This window comes from Clostridium sp. BL-8, from assembly GCF_002006495.1.
Lineage (GTDB): Bacteria > Bacillota > Clostridia > Clostridiales > Clostridiaceae > Clostridium.
This window is the reverse complement of the sequence record NZ_LZZL01000184.1, coordinates 1-2,676: the sequence shown is the minus strand read 5'-3', so window position 1 is coordinate 2,676 and position 2,676 is coordinate 1. Positions and strand designations below refer to the sequence as shown.

The following is a 2,676-nucleotide window of genomic DNA, read 5'->3' as shown; positions in this document are numbered from 1 at the left end:
TTTTTCGAGTAGCTGTAGAGTAGCACATATTTTTAAAGTGAGCATATTTTTGAACTGTATTGTTTTTAAAGAAAATAAAATCTATAAGTTCTTTAGATAACTTAGTACTTATAAATTGATGTTCTGAAGTTTATATTAATTTTAAATAATAGAATTCAATGATATAATTGAAATAAAATAAAAAAATGTAATATGTTAGATGAAACTTGGAGGAAGAAAAATGGCTATTAAAAAGAGTGAATGAGTAACTTCAGACCTTCGGCCTTAAGAAGCACCCCCAGGGGTCTTTGTGAATGAAGAATGACTGAACTTGCTACTGAGGCCCATAAATTAAAAATGTGGAGGAAATTATGTCAGAGAAAATAAAAGTTACTTGTGAAATGGAAATTACTTTGAAAGTAATTGGTGGTAAATGGAAACCTCTTATTTTGCATTATTTGCAGGAGGAAGGACCAAAACGTTATAATCAGATTCTGAATTTTTTGGAAAGTGCGCCTAAAAAAACTTTAACGAATCAGTTACGCGAGCTAGAAGAACAGGAAATTATACGAAGGAAAGTTTATCCCACAACTCCAGTGAAGGTAGAGTATTCTGTCACAAAACATGGGGAGACGTTATACCCAATTTTGGAAATGATGTGTGAATGGGGAAGTCAAAACGAAGGGGATAGATATGAAGTGACAAATAGGCAGTGTTGTGAGGAATAAGTAGGGTACATATAAGTAACCTAGGTAAAAAAAGGTGCCTTCTTGTATTTGTTTTCATTTAGAAATAGAATATATTTAGACTAAGAGAAAGAAGGTATTTGCTATGGAGAATTTCACATTTTATGCACCAACGTATTTTGCATTTGGAAAAGATACGGAGAATGAGGCAGGAAAATATATAAAAAAATTTGGCGGCACTAAAGTCTTAATTCATTATGGTGGTGGATCAGTTATTCGTTCTGGTTTATTGGATCGAGTAAAAGAAGCTTTGAAAAAGGAAAATTTATCTTATGTGGAATTAGGTGGGGTAAAGCCAAATCCACGAAGTGGTTTAGTATATGAAGGTATTGATATTTGTAAGAAAGAGAATGTTGATTTTATTCTAGCTGTAGGAGGCGGAAGTGCAATTGATTCTGCGAAAGCAATTGCAGCAGGAGCAGTTTGTGAAGAAGATTTCTGGAATTATTATCAAGGGAAAGTAGTGGAAAAGGCATTGCCTATAGGTACAATTCTCACAATTTCTGCGGCTGGAAGTGAGGGATCAGCAGATTCTGTTATCACAAATGAAAATGGAATGTTTAAACGTGCTACATCAGGAGAAGCACTAAGACCTAAATTTTCTATTCTAAATCCAGCATTGACTCAAACTTTATCAAAATATCAGACCGCGTGTGGAATTACGGATATTCTTGCACATTTATATGAAAGATATTTTACTAATACTGAAGAAGTTGAAGTTACAGATCGTATGATAGAAGGATTGATGATGACTATGGTTCATGAAGGACCAAGAGTTATTGCTGATCCAGATAATTATCAAGCACGTGCCAATATTATGTGGGCAGGAATGATGGCACATAATAATTCATGTGGTGTGGGAAGAACTCAAGATTGGACAAGTCATGATATCGAACATGAGTTATCTGCTCTATATGATTGCGCTCATGGTGCTGGTTTAGCAGTAACGATGCCAGCAGTTATGGTATATAACATGGAGCATAATGTAATGCGTTTTGCTCAAGTTGCATGCAGAGTATGGGGATGTGAAATGGATTTTAATCATCCAGAAGAGACAGCAAAAGCAGGTATTCAGGCATTTCGTCAATTTTTAATTTCCATTGGTATGCCAAAAAACTTTGAAGAACTTGGAGCAAAAGAAGAAGACATTGAAAAGTTAGCTCATACTGCTTGTTATGGAGATGTGAAAGATGGTACTTTAGGAGGGGTTGTAACTCTGGATGAAAAAGATGTTATTAATATTTATCGTTTGATGTTGTAAGGAGATTATATGATATGAGCAAAGAAGATTGTATTAAATTGAATGAGATTATATTAAAACAGGAAGAGATGCTTAGGTTTTCACAGTTTTCAAATAGAGATGCTTGGGAACTAGGAAATTATATGGTAAATAAAGTTTATGAAAAGAAACAGGAATTAGCTATTGCTATTCGAAAGTTAAATGGAAATATTCTCTTTCAGCATTGTACAGAGGGAACAAACCTTAATAATCAAAACTGGATGGAGAGAAAATTTAATACAGTATCCTTAATGGAAAGAAGTTCATTAGGTGCATGGGCAGTTGCCTCTATTACTGGTGAAGTGATTAGTACCCATGGATTGTCTGAAAAAGATTACATCTTTTGCGGAGGTGGATTTCCAATTCGATTGAAAACGGGTGAAATGGTTGCAGTTTTGACTGTATCTAATTTTCCACACGAGCTGGATCATGATTTTATTATAAAAGCTTTAAGTGAGTGGCTCGGTATTGATAACGTTCCTGAAATAGATTTATCACTGACATATTAGTCTGAAAAGGCAGAAAATTATGTGATTCTATTAATTTTTAAGCAGTTAGGGCTACCTAAATAGCTATCTCAGTCTTTCAGACCTGGGAAATACCCCTGAGGTCCATAAATTATCTAGAAAAGACTACTAAGGTTGTAAATAATTTTAGTTTTGAATAGTGTAA

General features: G+C 34.2%; 3 protein-coding genes and 1 pseudogene. 3 read left to right on the top strand and 1 reads right to left on the bottom strand.

Annotated elements, in window-relative coordinates; genetic code table 11:
* Nucleotides 1-94 (bottom strand): annotated as a pseudogene (locus tag CLOBL_RS28830) (sigma-70 family RNA polymerase sigma factor); the annotation flags it as partial.
* A gap of 256 nt (nt 95-350) precedes the next feature.
* Here CLOBL_RS28830 and CLOBL_RS27030 point away from each other — a divergent pair.
* The 3 genes from CLOBL_RS27030 to CLOBL_RS27020 all read left to right on the top strand — a co-directional run bounded on the left by CLOBL_RS27030 (nt 351) and on the right by CLOBL_RS27020 (nt 2,513).
* On the top strand, nt 351-707 hold the full coding sequence (locus tag CLOBL_RS27030) for a helix-turn-helix domain-containing protein (protein ID WP_077861816.1): 357 nt from the start codon (nt 351-353) through the stop codon (nt 705-707).
* A 103-nt stretch (nt 708-810) separates the two neighbouring features.
* A complete protein-coding gene (locus tag CLOBL_RS27025; protein ID WP_077861815.1) occupies nt 811-1,986 on the top strand; it encodes an iron-containing alcohol dehydrogenase in 1,176 nt (391 codons plus the stop codon).
* A 14-nt stretch (nt 1,987-2,000) separates the two neighbouring features.
* Nucleotides 2,001-2,513, top strand: a complete 513-nt coding sequence (locus CLOBL_RS27020) for a heme-binding protein (protein ID WP_077861814.1) — start codon at nt 2,001-2,003, stop codon at nt 2,511-2,513.
* The last annotated feature ends 163 nt before the right edge of the window (nt 2,514-2,676 follow it).